Origin of the sequence: Aquimarina agarilytica ZC1, assembly GCF_000255455.1 — a bacterium.
Classification (GTDB): domain Bacteria; phylum Bacteroidota; class Bacteroidia; order Flavobacteriales; family Flavobacteriaceae; genus Aquimarina; species Aquimarina agarilytica.
Genome location: NZ_JH621267.1, coordinates 1 through 22,771, shown reverse-complemented (window position 1 = coordinate 22,771; position 22,771 = coordinate 1). Strand labels below are relative to the sequence as shown.

The 22,771-nt window shown below is 32.4% G+C and carries 19 protein-coding genes; 12 read left to right on the top strand and 7 right to left on the bottom strand.

All coding sequences use genetic code 11. From position 1 onward, the window contains the following. Nucleotides 1–68: 68 nt before the first annotated feature. From KQA_RS0212125 to KQA_RS0212090, 8 genes are all read left to right on the top strand, one after another. Complete coding sequence (locus tag KQA_RS0212125) at nucleotides 69–1,742, top strand: sulfatase family protein (protein ID WP_010181493.1); 1,674 nt, start codon at nucleotides 69–71, stop codon at nucleotides 1,740–1,742. Between the two features lie 296 nt (nucleotides 1,743–2,038). Continuing rightward, nucleotides 2,039–3,301 (top strand): carbohydrate-binding protein, encoded by a 1,263-nt coding sequence (locus KQA_RS0212120; RefSeq protein ID WP_010181490.1) that lies wholly within the window; start codon nucleotides 2,039–2,041, stop codon nucleotides 3,299–3,301. 274 nt (nucleotides 3,302–3,575) lie between these two features. Further along, nucleotides 3,576–5,732, top strand: coding sequence for a TonB-dependent receptor (locus KQA_RS0212115; RefSeq protein WP_010181488.1), 2,157 nt, complete (start codon nucleotides 3,576–3,578; stop codon nucleotides 5,730–5,732). A gap of 145 nt (nucleotides 5,733–5,877) precedes the next feature. Next, nucleotides 5,878–6,162 carry a 2TM domain-containing protein gene (locus KQA_RS0212110; RefSeq protein ID WP_010181486.1) on the top strand — a complete coding sequence of 95 codons (285 nt, stop codon included), beginning with the start codon at nucleotides 5,878–5,880 and terminating at the stop codon, nucleotides 6,160–6,162. Between the two features lie 47 nt (nucleotides 6,163–6,209). After that, nucleotides 6,210–6,836: a tetratricopeptide repeat protein gene (locus KQA_RS0212105; RefSeq protein WP_010181484.1), complete on the top strand. Its 627-nt coding sequence runs from the start codon at nucleotides 6,210–6,212 to the stop codon at nucleotides 6,834–6,836. Between the two features lie 66 nt (nucleotides 6,837–6,902). Then, nucleotides 6,903–8,243, top strand: a complete 1,341-nt coding sequence (locus tag KQA_RS0212100) for a 2TM domain-containing protein (RefSeq protein ID WP_010181482.1) — start codon at nucleotides 6,903–6,905, stop codon at nucleotides 8,241–8,243. Nucleotides 8,244–8,252: 9 nt separating this feature from the next. Further along, nucleotides 8,253–8,552 (top strand): 2TM domain-containing protein, encoded by a 300-nt coding sequence (locus tag KQA_RS0212095; RefSeq protein WP_010181480.1) that lies wholly within the window; start codon nucleotides 8,253–8,255, stop codon nucleotides 8,550–8,552. Continuing rightward, the gene (locus KQA_RS0212090) at nucleotides 8,552–9,307 is read left to right on the top strand and encodes a LytR/AlgR family response regulator transcription factor (protein ID WP_157366687.1); all 756 of its coding nucleotides are present in this window, start codon (nucleotides 8,552–8,554) and stop codon (nucleotides 9,305–9,307) included. The genes KQA_RS0212095 and KQA_RS0212090 overlap by 1 nt, the downstream gene beginning before the upstream one ends. Before the next feature lie 35 nt (nucleotides 9,308–9,342). Here the strand turns inward: KQA_RS0212090 and KQA_RS18945 are convergent, their stop codons facing one another. Further along, a complete protein-coding gene (locus KQA_RS18945; protein WP_081483263.1) occupies nucleotides 9,343–10,242 on the bottom strand; it encodes a glycoside hydrolase family 16 protein in 900 nt (299 codons plus the stop codon). Nucleotides 10,243–10,417: 175 nt separating this feature from the next. After that, entirely contained in the window at nucleotides 10,418–10,999 is a 582-nt protein-coding gene (locus KQA_RS0212080) for a DUF3332 domain-containing protein (protein WP_010181473.1), read from the bottom strand. A gap of 81 nt (nucleotides 11,000–11,080) precedes the next feature. Between KQA_RS0212080 and KQA_RS0212075 the strand changes: the two genes are divergently transcribed. Continuing rightward, the gene (locus KQA_RS0212075) at nucleotides 11,081–11,605 is read left to right on the top strand and encodes a hypothetical protein (RefSeq protein ID WP_157366686.1); all 525 of its coding nucleotides are present in this window, start codon (nucleotides 11,081–11,083) and stop codon (nucleotides 11,603–11,605) included. A 41-nt stretch (nucleotides 11,606–11,646) separates the two neighbouring features. Here the strand turns inward: KQA_RS0212075 and KQA_RS0212070 are convergent, their stop codons facing one another. The 5 genes from KQA_RS0212070 to KQA_RS0212050 form a co-directional block, all read right to left on the bottom strand. Next, nucleotides 11,647–12,399, bottom strand: coding sequence for an SDR family oxidoreductase (locus tag KQA_RS0212070; protein WP_010181469.1), 753 nt, complete (start codon nucleotides 12,397–12,399; stop codon nucleotides 11,647–11,649). A 49-nt stretch (nucleotides 12,400–12,448) separates the two neighbouring features. Next, entirely contained in the window at nucleotides 12,449–13,027 is a 579-nt protein-coding gene (locus KQA_RS0212065) for a TetR/AcrR family transcriptional regulator (protein WP_010181467.1), read from the bottom strand. Between the two features lie 74 nt (nucleotides 13,028–13,101). Then, nucleotides 13,102–14,178: an acyltransferase family protein gene (locus tag KQA_RS19635; RefSeq protein WP_010181464.1), complete on the bottom strand. Its 1,077-nt coding sequence runs from the start codon at nucleotides 14,176–14,178 to the stop codon at nucleotides 13,102–13,104. A gap of 29 nt (nucleotides 14,179–14,207) precedes the next feature. Further along, nucleotides 14,208–14,837: a hypothetical protein gene (locus KQA_RS0212055; RefSeq protein ID WP_029209577.1), complete on the bottom strand. Its 630-nt coding sequence runs from the start codon at nucleotides 14,835–14,837 to the stop codon at nucleotides 14,208–14,210. Between the two features lie 204 nt (nucleotides 14,838–15,041). After that, nucleotides 15,042–16,313, bottom strand: coding sequence for a PDC sensor domain-containing protein (locus KQA_RS0212050; protein WP_029209576.1), 1,272 nt, complete (start codon nucleotides 16,311–16,313; stop codon nucleotides 15,042–15,044). A gap of 285 nt (nucleotides 16,314–16,598) precedes the next feature. Here KQA_RS0212050 and KQA_RS0212045 point away from each other — a divergent pair, with 285 nt between their 5' ends. The 3 genes from KQA_RS0212045 (at nucleotide 16,599) to KQA_RS0212035 (ending at nucleotide 22,176) form a co-directional block, all read left to right on the top strand. Further along, nucleotides 16,599–18,701: a DUF5723 family protein gene (locus KQA_RS0212045; RefSeq protein ID WP_010181463.1), complete on the top strand. Its 2,103-nt coding sequence runs from the start codon at nucleotides 16,599–16,601 to the stop codon at nucleotides 18,699–18,701. Between the two features lie 321 nt (nucleotides 18,702–19,022). Then, nucleotides 19,023–20,714 carry a lysine--tRNA ligase gene (lysS, locus tag KQA_RS0212040; RefSeq protein ID WP_010181461.1) on the top strand — a complete coding sequence of 564 codons (1,692 nt, stop codon included), beginning with the start codon at nucleotides 19,023–19,025 and terminating at the stop codon, nucleotides 20,712–20,714. A gap of 628 nt (nucleotides 20,715–21,342) precedes the next feature. Then, nucleotides 21,343–22,176 (top strand): DUF302 domain-containing protein, encoded by an 834-nt coding sequence (locus KQA_RS0212035; protein ID WP_232285896.1) that lies wholly within the window; start codon nucleotides 21,343–21,345, stop codon nucleotides 22,174–22,176. Nucleotides 22,177–22,771 lie beyond the last annotated feature (595 nt).

Here is a 22,771-nt window from a genome sequence, read left to right as displayed (position 1 = left end):
ATATTTTAAAGCGCTTCTTGGTGTAGCCTATAAAATTAAAGATAATTTTGCAGAATTAAAATTCAAAAATGAATCACATATATAAATTAGTAGTAGTAGGAATAAGTTTGATTTCGGTAGCATGTGCAAAAGTTGAAAAAAATAAACAAGCGCAAACACCCCCGAATATTGTATATATAATGGCCGATGATCATACTACTCAAGGGATAGGGATGTATGAGAGTCGTTTAGCAGGTTTAAATCCTTCGCCTACTATTGATAAAATTGGAAAATCGGGGATTGTTTTTGATCGTTGTTATGTAACCAATTCTATTTGTACACCTAGTAGAGCGGCTATTTTAACAGGTCAATACAGTCAGGCTAATGGAGTTATCGATTTAGAAGGTTCATTACCGCCCGAAAAACAATACTTACCTACCGAAATTAAAAAGTTAGGCTACCAAACTGCCATTGTTGGTAAATGGCATTTGGAAGAGGAGCCAGAAGCCTTTGATTATTATTGTGTATTCCCTGTACAAGGAAAATATTTTGATCCCGAATTTAGAGTACGAGGGCCAAAGCCTTGGGGTCAAAATGTAATTAAACGCAAAGGGCATTCATCAGACAATGTAGCTGATTTAACGTTAGATTGGCTAAAAAATAAGCGAGACCCAAACAAACCTTTCTTGTTAATGCCGCAGTTTAAAGCTCCACATGATGATTTTGAATTTGCACCACGTTACAAAGAGTATTTGGAAGACAAATGGATCCCAGAACCGGCAAGTATGTATTATAATGCCAATAATGGGTCGGTAGCCACTAGGGGTAAAAACGATTCATTAACTCGAGTAATTGGGTCTTCGGTTTCCCGAAGAAATATAGTACGCCATAAAGGAATGAGTACATGGAAGGATAAAGATTGGAAGGATTTTGGGAATGCACAAGCTTTAAAAGCTGATGCTTACAAGCCATTTAATCATAATAATCTTGAAAAAGCACATACAAGTAGAACTTATCAAGAGTTTGTAAAACGATATTTACGATGTGTTAAAGGGGTAGATGATAATGTAAAACGCATTATGGATTATTTAAAAGCCGAAGGCTTGTTGGAAAACACGGTAGTGATTTATACAGGCGATCAGGGGTTTATGTTGGGGGAACATGATTATGTAGATAAACGCTGGATGTATGAAGAATCGATGCGAATGCCTTTACTAATTCAATATCCAAAAATGATTACTCCAGGACAGCGTAATGGTGCATTAATTAATAACACAGATTTCACCCCTACGATGTTGGAATTAGCAGGAGGAAAGGTGCCTAGTTACATGCAGGGGAAAAGTTTTAAATCCATATTAGCAACAGGTAAAGAACCCGAAAATTGGCGAGACGCTACCTATTACCGTTATTGGATGCATATGGCACATAGGCATGCTAATCCAGCTCATTTTGGTATTAGAACTAAGGACTATAAGCTTATTTTTTATTACGGAAAGTATTGGGTAGATACCGATAATCCCGAAGCTGAATGGAACAAAAAAAGTTGGGGGAATGATTTTACACGCCATACGCCAGTTGCTTGGGAGTTTTATGATATGAATAAAGACCCAAAGGAGATGAATAATGCTTATAATGATCCAACATATGCTTCAATCATAAAGGATATGAAAGCCAAGCTAAAAGCAACTAGAGCGGAGTTGAATGAAGAGGATACTAAATACCCACATATCCAAAAAGTGATTGATGCACATTGGAATGACTAATGTTTTTTAATAGAAGAGTGTTTGTAAATTTTATGTAAATAAAATTTATTGATTATTTACAGTATTGTAGGAAAATAGTCAGTATAGAGTCTTTGTTTTTTATAAGGTGTAATATTTGAGTTGTATTTTGTTTGTTGTAATTCAGTGTTTTATGAATTTTTATCAATGCCTAAAATATCTTAATATGCTGATAATTAGAAAAATATGTATTTTATCGTATTTTTAGTGAGTTTTATCGGTAAAAAATTATGATTTTTGCGATATATTCATTAAATTAAGGGGTAAATTACATTATTATGAATAAAAATACCGCCCCAAAGTTTTTATTGATAATTATATGCTACATGTATATAATTACATCACTCGTTGCTCAGCCAAAACCACCTCAAGGTTACATATGGCAAAGTGTTCCTGAATTATCAGATGAATTTGATAAATGGGATGATAAAAAATGGTTTAAGCCTTTATGGAATTATGGAGTGCCAGTAAAAATGGTAGCTCAAAATTCGGGAGTATCCAAAGGGAAATTATGGATTAAAGCGACCCTCGGTAGGGATCGAAAAAGATGGTTTGAAACTTCAAGAGTACAATCCAAGGCGCAAATAAAATACCCCATGTATACCGAGTCTCGGATTAGAACGGCTCATATTTCTGCGTACAATACGTTTTGGATGAATAATGGAAACGCCGATAATAGAGATGAAATTGATATTATTGAAAATAATTCTAAACCATCTTGTAAATGCCAGCCAGATTACCCGTGGCAAATGAGTTCGCAATATTTTATTACAGTAAATAAAAATAACGAACGATCAAAAGGGAATTTTGATAATAGAAAATTATCTTCAAAAAACCCACTTAAAGGTGTTAAATGGAATCAAGCATTCCATACTGTGGGTGCGTGGTGGATCGATAAAAATAATGTGCAGTTTTATTTGGATGGTGAACCAGCAGGTAAAGTAAAGACCAGACGTAATTTTTCTCGTGACTTAAATTTAATATGGGATTTATGGACCAAAGATGTACCATGGCTTGGAGGCCTAGCCGAAAAAAGTGACTTAAAAAACAATAAGATTAACACCATGTATGTGGATTGGGTACATACTTATAAATTAAAAAGAGGAAAAGTAACAAGTTCAAAGGCCATAAAATCTACGATTGTTATTGAAGCAGAAAGTTTTTCAAATACGGGAGGTTACTTTAATGATAGGTCTACAGGAGGACCAGGGAAAAGAGTTAAAAATAATGGAACTGATATTAATTTTGTAAACAAAGGGGATTGGGTTGAATATAATGTTCATATAGGAGCAGCCGGGAAATATGCAGTTGAATATAAAATCTCTACTCCTTCTAATGGTGCCAAAATTGAATTCATTCTTAATGGAAATAAAATATCTAATATTGATGTAACAAATAATGGTTCATGGAGTAATTATAAATCTCTTTCAGGAGGTGTACTAAAATTACCTGCGGGAACACACACTATAAGATTGCATGCATCGGGAAGCAATGATTGGCAATGGAATTTAGATAAGTTTATTTTGAAAAAGAAAAAATAAGAGCCTTTTACTACAAACACATTCTATTAAAATAAGTCAATTTTTGTTTGAATGTAAAACAAAACAACATCGTAGCCTTAGTTACGGTGTTGTTTTATTTTGAAGTACGAAGCGGAAAAGAATCATTTTTGAATAAAAAATAGTAAGGTTGGAAACGATATTACTTCAAGACATGACATTTCAACCTTTAAATACTACAGTTCAGTAGTTATTAGTTCAATACAGGATACAATTATTCCATTTTTGAAGTATCAAATCAAAAACATAAGGAATAATGAAGTTAATTGTCTTGTTTATTTTCGTTCTAGTTGCCAGCCAATCAATAGCGGCACAAACTCAAATTTCAGGTAAAGTAACCGATCAAAAAGGAAACCCTTTAAGTGGGGCCAATATTTTCCTTGTCGGAAGTTACGATGGTGCTACTAGTGATACTGTAGGTAAATTTAATTTTACTACTGATTTAGAGGGAACCCAAAAATTACAAATTTCTTTTATTTCTTTTGAGGATGTGTATTTAGACATGGATGTGAGTGTCATGCAAAACCTTCTGGTTAAATTAAAACAAAGTATTAGTAGTTTGGAGCAAGTAGTACTTTCCGCAGGGAGTATGGATGCCAGTGATAATAGCAAAGCCGCAGTGCTCACTCCCATGGATATTGTAACAACAGCTGGGGCTTTAGGGGATGCTGTAGGCGCATTGCAAACACTGCCGGGTACCTCCAGCAATGCCAATGATGGTCGTTTGTTTGTCCGTGGAGGGGATACCAGCGAAACACAAGTTTTTATTGATGGTACTCGAGTATTTCAACCGTTTTTAGCCACAGCAAATAATACACCCACACGAGGACGAAATTCCCCATTTGTATTTAAAGGAGTCAATTTTTCTACCGGAGGATATTCCGCGGAATACGGTCAGGCACTTTCCAGTATATTAAATTTGGAAACAGTTGATGAGCCTAACGAGGAGGAAGTAAACCTTCAATTGATGAGTGTGGGTGGAGGTGCTCAGTTTACCAAAATTTGGGATAAAAGTTCGCTTATTTTTAATACTTCTTATTTCAATTTAAAGCCTTATCAGGAAATTATAAAGCAACAATTAAATTTTTCCAAGCCTATTCAGGTTTTAAGCGGGGAAACAGTTTTTACCCAAAAATTCAAAAAAGGATTACTTAAAACTTATGCGGCTTTAAGTTACACTGATTTTGAATTAACTCAGGAAGATATTAATGTGCCACAGGGTGTTTTAGTGGGACTTAAAAATAGAAATAGTTATCTAAATACAACTTACAAGGGGAAATTGGGAAATTCATGGAAAGTCAATGGAGGAATAAGCTTGTCCAATGATTTTACGGACACCAAACAGGATGTGAACAGAATCAAAACAAATGATAATAGTTTACATGCTAAATTAAAGTTGAATAAAAAGTTTGATAATAATTTTCAGGTATCCTATGGTGTGGAACAATTTGTTACTCGTATTAAAGATAAAATAGCAGTACCAGATCAAGAGATTCAAAACAGTACGTTGGATAATAATATTTCTGCCGCTTTCGCAGAAGGTAAGCTTCGGATCGGGTCAAAATTTGTAACTAAGTTTGGCGCACGAGCATCGCATGCGGGCATTTTTTCAAAAACAACGCTAGCTCCAAGATTTTCGTTGGCACATAAAACTTCGGAATACGGTCAACTAGCATTTGCCTACGGCGATTTTTATCAAAATCCACAAAATGCGATATTAAAAATGGAAGAATCACTTTCTCCCGAAAGGGCATCGCATTTTTTGCTTAATTATTTGTATAAAAAAGAACGTCAAATATTTAGAGCAGAGCTTTTTTACAAAAAATATACTGACTTAATTAAATTTAATGGTGATCAGGTGATTACGGCTACTGATTTCAGGAATTCGGGTAATGGGAATGCTAAAGGACTAGATTTGTTTTGGAGAGATGGGAAAAGTATCAAAAATTTCGAATATTGGGTAAGCTACTCTTATTTGGATACAAAAAGAAATTTTAGAAACTATCCCGAAGCTGCTGCCCCACCTTTTGCAACCAGCCATAATTTTTCCTTAGTGACCAAATATTTTATATCCGATTGGCGTACTCAAGTAGGGGCTACCTATAATTTTTCTTCAGGAAGGTCATTTACAAATCCTAATACTACTGGTTTTTTAAATGATAAAACCAAGTCGTTTAATGATTTGAGTATCAATTTTGCATATTTAATTAGTCAGCAAAAAATACTTTTCTGCTCCGTGTCAAATGTGTTGGGTTTTAATAATGTATTGGATTATCAGTATGCAAATTCGCCTGATGCCAATGGGATTTTTAACCGAAGAGCGATTACTCAGCCAGCTAAACGTTTCTTTTTTGTAGGATTCTTTTGGACCATTAGTGAAAATAAACAAAAAAATCAGTTAGAAAATTTATAGTGAAGGACAAATAAAATTAGCGCAATTACAATTCATCCTTTAAAAATTACACTTCGGTAAGTTAAAAATAGAAATACTGTTGAATGTCAGGATATTTGACATGTAAATCAATACTAAATATTCAAACTATAAAATAGGAACAATTATGGAATCAATATCAAATAACAACGAAAATACAAAGTATCAATCCGCAGTAGCGCACGTTGAAAAAGTTAAGGAGTTTTATAACAATTTGGTGGTTTATGGTGTGGTAATAACTGCTTTGGCAATATTTAATTTTAAAACGGCCCCTTATCATTTGTGGTTTTTTTATCCATTATTTTTTTGGGGATTAGGCTTAGCCATAAGAGGATTTAAATTATTTAGCCCACAATTGTTTTTTGGTAAAGCATGGGAAGAACGAAAAATAAGAGAGTTTATCAATAAGTAATAGAAACGTAATTTAATTCTCCCGAAAGGGAACTAACAACAAATAATATGAAAAAAATAATATCAATAATCAGTTTATGCTTACTTGTTTTATCAATAAAAGCACAAGGGAATTATGAACAGGGAATGCAAAAAGCTTTTGGGTTTTGGCAGGAAAATAAAATAGAGGAAGCGAGTAATTTATTTGAACGTATTGCAAATGCCGAAAAGGAAAATTGGTTGCCTTATTACTATGTGGCTAACGTAAATATTACCAATAGTTTTAGGACAAAGGATCGAAAAATTATTAATGCGCAATTGGAAAAAGCCCAAAATAATTTAAATTCAGCGACTACCTATTCTGCTAACAATCCAGAAATTATGGTACTCCAAGCGCTTTTGTATACGGCACAAATGATGGAAAACCCAGCAGCATTGTCACAAAAATTAGCGCCTAAAATTGTTAAAATTTACGAAACTGCAATGGCAATAGCGCCTGAAAACCCACGGGTAAATGCCAGTTATGCAGAGTGGAAATTAGGGGCTGCTAGGTTTTTTAAAGAAGATACAACACCTTTATGTAAAGATTTTGAAAAAAGCTTACTTTTATTTGAAAAGGACAAACCAACAGTGCCTTTTGGACCAACATGGGGAAAAGAAAGAGTAGAAATGTTATTAAAAGAATGTAATAATTAGTGTGTTAATTATAGAATGTAAAGGAAGTGCCTTGTTTATAAAGAGGGATTTGAATTTTATTAAGGGATGAAAGAACTAAAAAAAATAGGCTTGGTAAGTATCACGGTCAGTGTTGTGATACATGTAATTAATGTGGTTTTCTTTTATAAAATTCCTTTTTTGGATGCTTTGTTAAGTTTTAAATCCTTTAGTATTTCACTTTTATATAGTGGGTTAATTAGCATTGCCTGTGCTTCTTTTTTTAGTTTTTTATACAAAAAAATAAGTTGGGAAGAGCAGGGAGTTAAAAATTTACTTTGGGGTGTTATAGGAAGTATTGTTGTGGTTATGCCCACTTATTTTTTATGTAGAATTATACATATAGTTGGCATTGAAAGGAAGTATTCTTTTGAGGATTTTATAGCTAATGAAAGTATAGTTTATTATGGGTTTCCGTTAGTTTTCACCATAGCTGTATCCTTATTTTTTCAGGCCATTGGTTTTTATAAAGCCTATCAAGAGAAAAAGTTAAATGAGCAAAAAATTATAGCGGGGACTGCATCGGCTAAGTTTGATGCACTTAGAAATCAATTGGACCCGCATTTTTTGTTTAACAGTTTAAATGTGTTGACCTCATTAATTGAAGAAAACCCGAATGCAGCTAGGGGATTTACCACATCATTATCAAAAGTATATCGCTATGTATTGGAGCAAAAAAACAAAGATTTAGTATCTGTAAATGAGGAGTTAGTTTTTGCTAAAACTTATATGTCATTATTGCAAATGAGGTTCGAAGACAGTATAGAGCTTTTGTTGCCAGAACAGATATCGAATCCTGAAGCTAAAATTGTGCCTTTATCATTACAACTATTGTTAGAAAACACGGTAAAACATAATGTGGTCATGCCAAGTAACCCCCTAAAAATTAAAATTTATGAAGAAGCCGGTTTTTTATATGTTGTAAATAATTTACAGCCTAAAAAAGTGATACAAAGTGATAGTGGGGTAGGCCTATCAAATATAACACAACGTTATGCATTATTAACAAATAGACTATTTAGTGTGCGAAAAACACGGACTGAATTTATAGCAAAATTACCCATGTTAACCAAAAAAATTACCGCCGTTATGGAGCCAATTACACCAATATCAACCAAGGAAAATCGGGATTATCAAAAAGCAAAAGAGTATGTAGAAAACATCAAAGGATTTTATTTCAATTTAATTTCATATTGTGTTGTCATTCCTGGTTTAGCTATTTTTAATCATTACACCTCGCCACACTTTTATTGGTTTTTATTTCCAATGTTCGGTTGGGGGCTGGGAGTAATATTGCATGGTTTTCATACATTTAATAGCAATTTGATTTTAGGCAAAAATTGGGAAGAACGTAAGATGAGAGAATTTATGGAAAAGGATAATTTTTAAATCATTATTATGGATAATTTACAAGAGCATAAGTATAATAAGGCGAAGGAACGTGTAGAAAAAATTAAGAAATTTTATACTAATTTAATGACCTATATTTTGGTTATATTAGGACTGGTTGCACTTAACTATTATCAAAATAAACTTGCCTATCCTTGGGTAATTTGGCCTGCTATGGGGTGGGGTTTAGGCGTTATTTTAAATGGAATTACAGCGTTTAATTACAATCCTTTTTTTAATAAGGATTGGGAAGATAGAAAGATGCAGGAGTTTTTACAGAAAAAAGAAAAAACGGACAGATGGGAATAATAACCACATTAATCATTGAAGATGAAAAACCATCGGCGCGCAGATTAAAGCGTATGGTAGAAGCGATTAATTTAAAAGTGTTGGATGTAGTTCATTCTGTTGAAGAAGCTATTATATGGTTTCGGCAACAGCAGCATCCAGACCTCGTTTTTTTAGATATTCAATTGAGTGATGGTCTTTCGTTTGAAATTTTTGATGAGGTTACCGTAGATAGTTCTATTATTTTTACCACAGCCTATGATGAATATGCATTAAAGGCTTTTAAGTTAAAAAGCATTGATTATTTATTAAAACCAATAGATGCCGATGAGTTGGAACAGGCTGTAGTGAAGTTTAAATCACAGCTAAGATCGTCTAATGTACAGTTAGATTATAATGCATTAAAAACATTGTTGAATTTTTCGGACCAAAAGGAATATAAACAACGCTTTACAATAAGAGTAGGGCAGCATTTAAAAATTTTTAATGTAAATGATATAGAATGTTTTTATTCGGAAAATAAAGGGACTTATTTACATACTTCAAGTAATCGGAGTTATTTAATGGATCTTACTTTAGAACAACTAGAGGAGGAGTTGGATCCAGCTTCTTTTTACCGAGTAAGCCGCAAGTTTTTTGTAAATATTACTGCAATTAAAGATATCATTTCGTACACAAATTCCAGATTAGAATTAAAATTACACCATTTTGATGCTTCAGAAGTAATTGTGAGCAGGGAAAAAGTAAAAGATTTTAAATTGTGGTTGGAAAATTAGAATTTTAATAATAAGATTGTGTTAAGCAGTTGTATTTAGCGCTTGTAAACTTTTACCCAATCTACTTCCATTACAGCGGTATCTGGAAAATCTTTAGGATCACTGTTTGGAGGGAAAAATAAGCCACCAACGGCTAGATTTAAAATAATTTTATGCTTACTTCCAAAAAATTGAACAAGACCATTTTTTTCTGAGGCTTCATAAGTTCCAAGTAATTCACCATCAAATAAAATTTGCAGACCTTCTTTTTTCCAGATTAACTCATATTCATGAAAATCGGCCCTAGTATCGGGTGTAACGGTATATTCTTTTTTTGTATCACTTTGTTTTAGTTGAGAATTTCCTGCTTGCGAACCATAAAAGATATTTGAAGCTAGTGTGTGAGGTTGATTGCCTCTGGCCTCTAAAATGTCAATTTCGCCTTTTGTAGGCCAAGGATCTGCAAAAGTCCAAAATGCCGGCCACATCCCAAAACCTTTAGGGAGTTTAATGCGCGATATAATACGATATTCTCTTTTTCCATTGGTGTTTTCTGGACCATAAGTTACTTTAGTTTCAATACGACCAGATACGTATGAAAAGTCTTTTACCGTAGTATCAAAAGGATTTGTAGGGCCACTTATAGCCATCCTATTAGCTTTAATACTCAGGATGCCATCGGCTAAGGAAAGTTGTTCGCTTCTGTAGAGTTGAATTTCATTATTAAAAGCACCACCTTCCCATATATCCCATTGATTTAAATTGGTGTCAAAATTATCTTCCCATTCCAGTTTCCAATCCCCAAGCACTATAGTTTCTGGATCTGGTTTTTCATCCGGTTTAGGATTTTGAGACATACCAGGAGGAACTGTTCCTGTATCATTGTTGTCGCTACTTGAGCAAGATATTCCAATTAACAAAAGGAAGCAGAGATTAAGCATGCTGATTGATTTCATAATGGTTTTCCTATTATGATATAATTTAAGGAATAATTTATAAACAACGCTAGAAAGTAATAACAATCTCAATCTATAAATTTGATAAGTAGTTTGTTAGGAAGTGTTTTTTTTAATAAAATAACCTCATTCAAAATGATAAAAATATAACATTTTGAATGAGGTTTAAAGTGTTTTAATCTAACTCAGCGTATTCGCATAAATCATAAGTGGCTAATTTTTGATCTAAATAATTTACAGTAGCTACTTTACTCATTCCAGGTTGTACATGGATACTTTCTCCATTAGGTAAATGAACCATACGTAAACCTTTTTTTAATGAAGTAAGTTTTACTTTTTCTCCATTTGCTTTAATGGCACTCCAGCTTTTATCCTCAGGAGCATATATTAAATCGCTAGTTTCTCCTTTTCTTTTACCCTCTATTATGGCTACATGGAATCTGTTTTTTGTAGCTGTAATTTGGTAGGTATTTCCTTTGCTTTTTACAATACGAGTTTCGGAGTCACCTTCTTTCATCGCTATAGGATTATCGCCTCCCCAAAATTCAATGGCATTAAAAACGATCAAATCACCTAAAGTGGCTAACTGATACACTGGAATAATCCATAGTGCTAAAAAAATGACTTCGTTTCCAAATTGATTGTCAGTTACACTTTCGTTCCAATCGCGTAAACCATTGAATGCACTAAATGAACCAATACAGCTTGTGAATAAGGTGGTGCTAGCAAGAGTGATACAAATGATTGCTTTTTTCATGATAATAATTGTTTTAAGTTAAAAATTTAATAATAAGATTAAATTTGAGTATAAAATTAAATGATTTTATCATCCAAAATTATGCCAAAACAGATTTTTTCTATTGATTATATTTTCAATCATTTTAATAAAAATGATCAAATGATTGCTTACATACATGAGCATCCACAGCTTTATGCTGAACTGATAACTGCATCATTATCTTTATCACATAAACAAGCTTGGCGTTGTGCTATGTTATTGGGACATATGATGAAAAAAAATGATGTTAGTTTGTTAAAGTATGTGGATAGGTATATTGAATGTTTATCTAAAATTAAAAATCATGATGGACATCAGCGGCAACTTTTAATTATTTTAGATAAAATGCGACTTAACGAAGTACAAGAAGGGAAGCTATTTGACAGTTGTATGACTATTTGGGAAGACATAAAAAAAATACCATCAACCAGAATTAGAGCTTTTTGGATGCTATTAAAAATTTCGGATAATTACCCAGAATTAAAGGAAGAGTTACTTCATTTTACTACAGATTATTATACAAATACATTATCACCTGGAATAAAAGTAAGTTTTACTCGTGAAGTCAGAGCAAAACTAAGCTGAATTGTTAAATGTCAATCCAGCTTAGTGGTTGTGATAATATGCTAAATTTGAGTCATTCCTCCATCAACTTCCAATTCTATGCCGTTTACATAGCTAGCTTCGGTACTTGCTAAAAATAACACAGCATCAGCAATTTCTTTAGATTCTCCAAAGCGTTTTAATGGCACACTTTGAGCAAAACTAGCACCCATTTGTTCAAGTTGTTCTTCATTCATGCCATCCATTTTATTATAAATAGGAGTGGTTATTGGTCCAGGAGCAACTGAGTTTACTCTAATGTTTCGAGGAGCAAGCTCGGTAGTAAGTACACGTGCATAGGAGCGTAAAGCGCCTTTTGTTGCGCTATATACGGCACCTCCTTGAAAACCTTTTTGATTGGATATCGAAGTGTTAAAAATAATACTTGCTCCATCATTCAAATTTGGAATGGCTTCCTTTATTAAAAAGGCAGGACCTTTAATATTAATATCGAATTGATTGTCAAAAAAATCTTCATTAATTTGATCTGCTGGAGAAAATTGAGCCACACCTGCATTGGCAAAAACTACGTCAATTTTACCATATGTGGCCACAGTTTGGTCAATTAATTTTTTATTATCAGCTAGTTTGCCTTGATCAGCGAGTACCGCTTTGTATTGACCCGTTAGTTCATTACTTACTTGGTCAAGAGCTTCTTGTCTTCGACCCGAAAATACCACTTTAGCGCCTTCGTTTAAAAAACCTTTTACGGTGGCAAGCCCAATTCCAGAATTTCCTCCGGTTACTACTACAACTTTGTTTTCAAACTTTTTCATATGTTAAATTTATTATGAAACGATCGTTTCAAATTAGATTAAAAAAATATTAGGTGATTGTTTTAATGATATTCTCTACTATGCTTTCTAAAAAACTTCTATTTTTTGTATTCATTCCTGTTATACGTAAACCTTGAAATGAGCTTACTAAATAGTAGGCTAATGTTATACTATCTTTATTGATTTGAATGCTACCATCTTTTTTTCCTTTTTCAATTAAATCTTTAAAAAATTGAACAAGAGTTTCTTGATTATTTTTTGTGATTTCCTGTAACAGGATATTTTGATTGCCCATTTCGGTATTACAATTAATAAACATACAGCCTTTACGCTCTTTGTCATTAATCATATAGTCAATGGTGACATCAAATAAGGATTGAATACTAGCTAAACCATTTTTATTGGAGCAAATTTGATCCAATACCGTTTTATTTTCATGTTGGTAATTTTTTAATACTAGTTTATATAATTCCATTTTATTTCCAAAAGAATTATAAATACTACTTCTGTTTAAGCCCGAAGCATCTACTAAATCTTGCATGGAAGTACCGTTATAGCCCTTAATCCAAAATACATTTTGGATTTTTGTTAGAACTTGTTCTCTATGGAAATCTTCGGGTCTGGGCATAAGCTTGAATGATACTACAAATATATTGGAATGTTCGTTTCAAAATTAAATTTTAACATTTATATATGTTTATTTTATGAGGATATTTTATCTCTAAGTTTAAGTATAGGGTTTTCAAAGTTTTTGAATATTAGGTAAGAAGTTATGTAAGTAATGATAATAGCTGAGATAAAATTTAATAAAAAAATATTAGTTATTTTTTTATTATCAATGAAATAATTATAAATAAAAGGATGAATAAGATAGATGGAATAAGTTAACAAACTAGTCCAAGTTATATAATAAAAGATAATTTTTTTTAAATTATTCTGATAGAAATTTATTTTTAAAGTTGAAATATATGGCAAGGTGAGTCCAATCGAAAATGGTAGGATAAAAAAACCAATAGTTCTGGGTACATAAGTCTTGTTTATGAGATTATTTACAGCTAGATTCCAGTAAAAAAAGAGGTACGAAATGAATAATAACAGGCCAATTATAAAAACCTTTTTAGATTTTAAAACAGAAAAAAACAAAGGTTTATTGATGTTTAAATAAGACAAAAGAACACCAATAAACATACTGTCAAATCGATAAGGGAAATAGGCATTAACATTATCGAAAGATACATTTTCAATTAAAACCCAACGAGTACGTAAGATTACAATACTGGTTATGAATAGGGTTATAAAAAAAATAATTTGATTCCTTTTTTTTAAAAAGTGGTTTAAAAAAAGTAAATATATTGGACAAAATAGATAGAACCATTCCTCTAAAACAAGACTCCAGGAGACACCTAGAAAACTAGGACCATGATGTAAGTTGTTTTGTAAAAAAAAAATATAATATATAAGCTTCCAACCAATGGAGTTGTCGATAACTATATATTTGAATAATAATACAGTATAATACAAAGGTAGTGTTCTCATCCACCTACGAATCCAAAAGTTTTTAAGAGTGTTTATTATGCCTTTTTTTTCATCAATAGACTTTAAAAGGATTCCACCAATTAAAAAGCCACTTATAACAAAAAAAATTTCCACACCTATGGTTCCAATCTTCATCGGTTTTAGACCTGGGATATTAATACCGGCATGTTGAAGTAGAACGAGCCAAATCGATAAGGCTCTCAAAAGATCAAGTCCAAAATTTCTTTTTTTTAAAGAATTCAAATTGATTAAATTAGATATAAAGTGTAATATTAATAAAAATTAAATAGGCTAATCCCTAAAACCATTAATAAAAATAAGGGCCAGTAGGATGCTTTTACAATAAGATTGTCTTTAAAATCGAATAGTTTGTGTGGTATTCTAGAAAAAGTGATGAGGTTATAAGTGGCTAATATTATAATGATATAGGTGATGAAATAAAAATATTCCATGTAGATAAGATCAGCAGTTTCAATATTTTTTCTAAGATCGATATGAGAAAATATGAGTACAAAGAAAAAGGCCGTCATACCTTGTACAATAGTTCCTCCATCAATCCGTCCGTCTTTGGAACGAGGCGTGGAATAAATAAAAATAAAAATCATTACTAACGTGACAAAAATAGGAATGAGATATGTGATGAAAGCAGTAATTAGCACTTCGCGAACATTAATGTTAAAGTGTAAAATAGGAGTTTCTTCAAAGTCAGTATTGTCCTTAAAACCAAAGTTAGTAGCATAGGTGTAAAATGAATAATTAAAATAAGTTTCTAAAATTTTGCTTCCAGGAAGTCTTATTTTATTATTCATCCCACTTTTTTGTAAGGGATTTGTATAGGTGTACCCTTTTAAATCGGGAACTAAAAGGAGGTGGTCACTGTTTTTAAGAGGTTGAATTTCCAAATCTATATTTCGTTTGTCAAAAGGGTAATCACTATAATCAAAATTTAGTCTAATGGTAGTTCTAAAATTGTAACCAATTAAAAGGTGGTTTTGTTGTTGTTCTCGGTAAACTTCCTCGATAAAAGACGATTCGGCAAAAGGCGCTATTTGAGGGAATTTAAAACCTTTTGAAACGTTTTGAGCAAAATCGGTATGATATTTTTGTCATAAGGTACCACTGATATTAACATTATAAGAATCATTAAATTCAAGGCGCTCAATGTATATTCCCGTAGGAACCACTTTTTTTGGTGGTTTTGATAATTTTTTCGCCTTAAATAATTGGGCGTTTACAATGTTATTTAGTGCTGTTTTGTCCGTAATAGGAGGACTTTCGTTTCTTACATTAGCATTGGCTTTGGTGTGTTGTAAATAACCAATTAAAAAGATATTCGCTAATAAAATAGAAGTACTAAAAAGGCTTAAATACCAAATTTCGGAAGTAGATAAATGATCTCTGTTGTAAAAATTGGCTAATAATAGTAAAAACAAAAAACTGGTTACAATGGAGAGATTAATATACTTTCGTTTATATAATTCTTGGTTTTTGAGTAAGTCATTTTTAAAAAATTGAACAGCAATTTTCCAGTTAGAAATAGGAACATTGTCATAAAAAAATAAGGCTTTTTGTTTTTTTGAGGCATCATTATAAGTAACATGTCCTGTTTTATGGTCAAGTATTCCTTGATAGGCTTTTATTAGCGCTTCATTTTTTTCTTCTTTAATTAAATCATAAATATTTTTTAAACCAACGTATTCGTTTATAGGGTGTGCGAGTAGCTTTCCTTTTTCAGAGGTAACAAAACCAAAACCAGTTTTCCCTAAGCTTATTGAATGGATCATATCTGTAAAGCCTTTTAACGAAATCGTCATAGTAACTACGCCTCGATATTGACCTTTTTTAGGGCCATTGGTATAGTAAAATGGGATGCTGTAGTCCGATACCAAAGCTTGCGCACCTTTGGCATAATAAGGTTCTATCCAATGCGGGCCTTTTTGGGCAACATTTACATACCAACTCGAAGTTTCTAATGAAGGGTCGGTATAATCATATAGCTCACCTATTTGTATAAGCTTGTTTTGATTTTTGTCATAGTAGGGGGCATATAGCTTTTTTGTATTCGTAAAGGAATAAGCTTCATAAGCCACCGTAATTCCTAATATGGTAGTTAACTTAAAGGAACGTTCTTTAATTAATGATTCTAGTGCTTCTAAAGAAAATTCTCTGGTTTCAAGGAGTTGCTTAAAAGCAACTCCTTCATTCATAACTTCAGATAACGAGTTGTTGATATTTTTTTTGAGCTCAGTAGTAGTTTGTGTCCCTTTAATAAGCGTGAGGTGATCTTGTTTATAGGAAAATTTGATAAAATTAAAAATCAGATAGGCCAATAATAAAGTAATTAAAAAGGTTATGGCATACAGGATTTTACGGATCATTTGAATTATAAATTTGTGTGTAATAAATATAACTAATTTAATTTTTTAAAGCATATGCCGTTTGATTAAGGTTTTTTATTGAGTAAGAAATAAGGGTGTTTGGTAAGGAAAAATAGTAAGGGTATAATTTTTTAGTTAAAATACTGATTTTAATCTATTTATTATTTTTGCTGTTTTGTTATTTTGTAAGTACAATTTATTATTTTCGCCTTTTAAATGCATTAAATATCGGATAAAGTGCATTTTTGTAAAAAGACAAGTGTTAAGAATTTAAAATAAGTATATATGAAACAAAAATTACTAAAACTATCTTTATTTCTTATACCATTTATTAATTATGGACAAAGTTATGTGGGGTTTTTAACAGATAATTACAGCGGGGTTCATGGCGTAATTGCAAACCCAGCTAATGTAGTAGATTCTCGTTTTAAGTTTGATTTAAACTTAACATCGGCAAGTGCTTTTTTAGGTAATGACTATGCCGAAATAAGTCTTTTTGATTCTTTTGGTGATGATTATGAGTTTGATGCAGATAGAATATTAACCTTAAGTAATGACAATAATGGATTAATCAATGTGGATGTGTTAGGACCATCGTTGATGTTTAATATCAACAGTAATAATTCCATAGCTTTAAGTACAAGAGTGCGTGTTTTTGGGAGCATAAACAATATCAATGGAGAAGTTATTGATCTTTTTGATGATAAAATAGATGAAAATGTACCAGTAAATATTGCTAACCTAAATGTAAATGCTACAGCACATGCTTGGGCAGAATATGGATTGACCTACGGGAGGGTGTTGTTCGATAAAGGAGAACATTTTTTAAAAGGAGGACTTACACTTAAGTATTTACAAGGATATGGTTATGCCTCAGCTATTACTAACAATGCAAGTATTGATTATGATCCATTTGTACTAAATCCTCCATCAACAATTAATGGTGAATTTAGAGGTAATGGAACGGGGGATTATGCATTTAGTAATAATTTCGATGTTGATAATGATGGTGAAGCTTTTGAAAATGATGACGACATAGCATACAAAGCACAAGCATCGGGAGTAGGATTTGATCTAGGTTTTGTTTATGAGTGGAGGCCAGAAGCCGATAAGTATAAAACCAAGGATGTTAATGGGAATTTAGTTCCTCTAAAGTATAAAAACAAGTATTATTTAAAGGCTGGGTTATCCATTACCGATATAGGAAGCTTGAAATATAAAGAGGGCCTTAATACCAATTACAATTTAAATGGAGTGGCTATTGATAGAGAAACTATTGAGGATGGAAATTTTGAAGAAGAAATAGAACCGTTATTAAATCCTACTGAAGAAATTATAAGTTCAAAAATTAAGTTACCTGCAGCTATGCATGTGAATGTTGATTGGAATGCTTACAAAAAATTCTACCTTAATTTAAATGCCGACCTATCATTGATTAATGAAGATACTGCGAATGCTAATCGCATAGCAAATACGGTATCATTAACACCACGTTTAGAAACTAAGTGGACTAGTGTGTATTCTCCTTTAAGTATTCGGGAGTATGGTGGTTTTATATGGGGTGCAGGTATAAGATTAGGGCCTGTATTTATTGGTTCGGGGAGTATTTTGACCAATTTAATGGGTAAATCTAAAACAGCAGATGTATATGCAGGATTAAAATTGCCTATATATCAGAATAAGTTAAAGGATAAAGATAAGGACGGGGTTTATGATAAATATGACGCATGTCCAAAAGAGGCTGGTCCTGCCGATAATAATGGGTGTCCATTGCCAGTGGTAGAGGAGGTTGTTGAAGAAGTAGTGGAATTAGATACCGATAATGATGGGGTCTTAGATTCAGTTGATGAGTGTCCAAATGAATTTGGACTTGTTGAAAATAATGGATGTCCTAAAATAGAACCTGTAGTTATTGATACCGATAATGATGGTATTGAAGATAGTAAAGATGCTTGTCCAGATAAATTTGGATTAGTAGCTAATAATGGCTGTCCAAATATCACAAATTTAAATGACGATGTAGAAAAAGCAAAAGAGGTAGTAGAAACGATCAATGAATATGCAAAAACCATCAATTTTGCTTCTGGTAAAACAACATTTACATCGGAAACTTTTGCTTCATTAACTTCAATTTTGGCTATTTTAAACAAGTATCCGGACTCAAATTTCGAAATTGATGGATATACAGATAGTGTTGGTTCAGCAGCATTAAATTTAAAATTGTCGCAAAATAGAGCTTATGCTGTATTGGCTTATTTTGTCGAAAATGGAATTGGAACCAAACGTTTAAAAGCAGTTGGTCATGGTGAAGAAAATCCGATAGCAGACAATACAACAAAACAAGGAAGAGCCCTTAACCGAAGGGTGGAAATAGTGTTGTTAAAATAAGTCTTGTTCATAAAACTAGTAATTAATAAAAGAGATTGCCTTACATGGTAATCTCTTTTTTTGTAATCCCCATTCTGGAGTAGAACTTCGTTTTGAGTATTAAAATCTACTATATTTTGGGCGTGCCCCAAGGGTCAGGCTTTTCGTTGCAATTCCTCGCACCTCCTATCGTCGGGCTGTGGGATTTTCACTGCAATCCTTCACGCAATAAAAAATACATGAATTAAAATTTATATAAAATTGCAGCTTGCTAAAAAATCACAATTCATAATTTATAAATCATAATTTACTTACCTATCTTTGCAGTCTTAAATTTATAGCATGCAATTATCTGAACAAGAACTGGTACGTAGAGACAAGTTAAAAACGCTTCGCGAAATGGGTATAAATCCCTATCCAGCGGACTTATTTCCCTTAGACAATACTTCAAAATCAATAAAGGAAAACTATACCGAAGGTAAAAAAGTAATAATTGCAGGACGCTTAATGCGTAAAAAAGTACAAGGAAAAGCCTCATTTGCAGAAATTCAAGATGCAGAAGGACGTATTCAAGTGTATTTTAATCGTGACGAAATTTGTACAGGTGATGATAAAACCCAATACAATGAGTTATTTAAAAAACTATTAGATTTAGGTGATTTTATTGGCATCGAAGGTGAATTGTTTATCACTCAGGTAGGTGAAATTACCGTTGCTGTAAAAGACTTTAAATTACTAAGTAAAGCCTTAAAACCATTGCCGCTACCTAAAACAGATAGCGAAGGAAATACGTATGATGAATTTAATGATCCAGAATTACGTTACCGTCAGCGTTATGCCGATTTGGTAGTGAATCCGCATGTAAAGGAAGTTTTTGTTAAGCGAACAAAGTTGTTTAATGCCATGCGTCAGTTTTTTAATGAACGCGAATACTTTGAAGTTGAAACGCCGATTTTGCAGCCGATACCAGGAGGAGCATCTGCTCGTCCGTTTACAACACATCATAATTCATTGGATATTCCACTATATATGCGAATAGCCAATGAGTTATACTTAAAAAGATTGATTGTTGGAGGTTTTGATGGGGTATATGAGTTTTCGAAAAACTTCCGAAACGAAGGAATGGATCGTACCCATAATCCCGAATTTACGGCTATGGAAATCTATGTAGCCTACAAGGATTACAATTGGATGATGGATTTTACTGAGCAACTGCTTGAGTATTGTGCCATAGCTGTTAATGGAACATCAAAAGCCACTTTTGGGGAGCATGAAATTGATTTTAAAGCGCCATATGCACGTGTAACAATGGCAGATTCCATAAAACATTTTACAGGTTTTGACATTACAGGAAAAACCGAAGAGGAGCTTTTTGAGGCTGCTAAAGGTATGGGGATTGATGTAGATAAAACCATGGGTAAAGGAAAATTGATAGATGAAATGTTTGGTGAAAAATGTGAAGGGAATTACATTCAGCCAACTTTTATTACCGATTACCCAAAGGAAATGAGTCCATTGTGTAAAACTCACCGCGATAATCCAGAATTGACAGAACGTTTTGAGTTAATGGTTTGTGGAAAAGAAATAGCCAATGCATATTCAGAATTAAATGATCCAATAGATCAATTAGAGCGTTTTGAGGCTCAGTTAAAATTAGCTGAACGTGGCGATGATGAGGCTGGAGAGTTTATAGATTATGATTTTGTAAGGGCTTTAGAGTATGGTATGCCGCCAACTTCTGGATTAGGTATTGGAATGGATCGTTTAATTATGTATTTAACCAATAACCAGTCGATACAGGAAGTGTTATTCTTTCCGCAAATGCGCCCAGAAAAAAAGGCTGTAGCCTTAACTGATGAAGAAAAAGCGGTATTTACATTGTTAAAAGGAGCGCACCCAATAGCTTTAAATGAACTAAAAGCTCAGTCGGGTTTAAGTAATAAAAAATGGGACAAAACGATAAAGGGCTTAACTAAAAATGCCCTTGTAAGTGTTACCAAAAATGATGATGGTCTGTTTGTGGACTTGTTGTAAAATAAGTGTAAACTATATTTGCTAAGTATGTAATTTCTTTCTTAGATTTTTATGTGCATAGAATACGAATTGCTACCCCTGTTTATATCTATTAAACAGGGGTAGTTTTGTATTCATTAACAATTTGGAATTATGGTAATTTTAAACAACAAATAGTATTATTGAAAATAAGTGATAATTTTTGTTAGTTTATGGAGTAAATTTAGACATAACCAAAATAGAGAAAGCATTTTAGGATTAAAAATTAGTACTAGGTTTCAAAAATTAATTTTTAGAAGCATTGATTACTGTCGTGTTCTAGGTTTTCTTTCTCTGTTTTTTAATGAATTGTATACTAGTTTTTTATGGCAACTCAAGCTATAATGAGTAACATTTTTTGATTTACTAATTCAAGTAATTATTGGGTAACTCTTGGTAATTAAATCAGATTAATAGTTATTGGTTAGGTATGGTGCTTGAAAGTTTATGGAGTGCTAGGATATCATTCATGTTCAACACAATTATTTATCACTAACTTAAATTATTAACTATTATGAAAGTCTTTGTAATACTCTATTTATTTTTGACATTTTTTCCGTTTTCATGTAAAAGTGATGACGATTTACCGACTGAACCAAAAAAACCACATATGCCGAACATCGTTGGAATGAACTTTTCAATTAGTAACAATGATTTTGATGAAAGCTATTTAAATTTGAAAAATAGTTTAGAAGCAAATGAAAAAATTAAAATTGTTGCTGAAGTAAACCACCAAGCTAATGCGCAATCTGTAGATTTAGAGTTGAATCCAACAAGAATTATCTTTTTTGGAAACCCTAATTTAGGAACGCCACTAATGCAAAAAAATCAACTTGCTGGGCTTGATTTACCTCAAAAAATACTAGTTTACCAAGATAATCAAGATGAAGTGTTTTTGTCATACAACAACACATTATATTTATCAAGTAGGCATGATGTATTGGAAGCGCCAACCTTATCAATGATATCTGGTGCTTTGAAAAATTTAACAGCTAATGCTGGAGATAATGAAGTGGTTTCAATGCCGGAGGAAAGTACAGTTGATAACTCAGAAGGAGTGGTGACAAAAATAAGTAAGCAATCATTTAATGATACTTATGCTAAGTTACAAGGTGCAATTTCAGGAAATCCTAATCTTAGAATCATAGCAGAGGTAAACCATCAATCAAATGCAGAGAACGTGGGGTTGGAATTAAATCCAACACGTTTAATTATATTTGGAAACCCAAATTTGGGAACTCCGTTAATGCAAAATGCTCAAACAACAGCCTTGGATTTACCACAAAAAATGTTGGTATGGGAAAATGCAGATGGGGTTGTTCATGTTTCATATAATGATCCTGCATATTTGGTAAAAAGACATGGGATTACTGATAATGAAAAAATTATAACTACGATTACTGGAGCTTTAAATAACTTATCAAATGCTGCAATAACAGAATAAAAAGTAGCATGCTATTTTTAAAAAATGCGATTTCTTTATTTGTAAAGGGGTCGCATTTTTTTGTGGACTAAAAATGCTAATGTAAATAAAGATTGAATTATCAGCTAAGGCTTACTTGAAATTATATTGAATGTGATTTATGGGGTGTGAATTAATAGTATTTTGATGGTTTTTTTTTTGTCTTTTTTGGATTTTGTTAATTTTTAGTATTCCTTTTTAAGTCTTTATTTTCAGGGAATCAGGCGCGAGCTTACCAAGCAGTAGCTGCAGGTAGATGGAAAAATGCTTCTAGTTTTGTTGAATTAGGATCTCCCTATGAATATGAAGGGAACTCACAAACAGTAGGAGTTGATTTTTGGTGACATTAAATTTGTGTTCTTTAAACCCGAATTAAGCATTAAAAAATCTATTTCATATCGAAATCTCTGCAAAATCAAATGCTTCGCTGCATTTTTTGATTTAACCATAGCAGTGCTATGCTGAAATCAATAAAATGCTTTATTTTATTAAGCTTTCAATACTCATGACGAAGTTTTAATACGATTTTAATTTAATATTTTCGCATAAAAGCATTAATATAATGGTGATTGCTAGT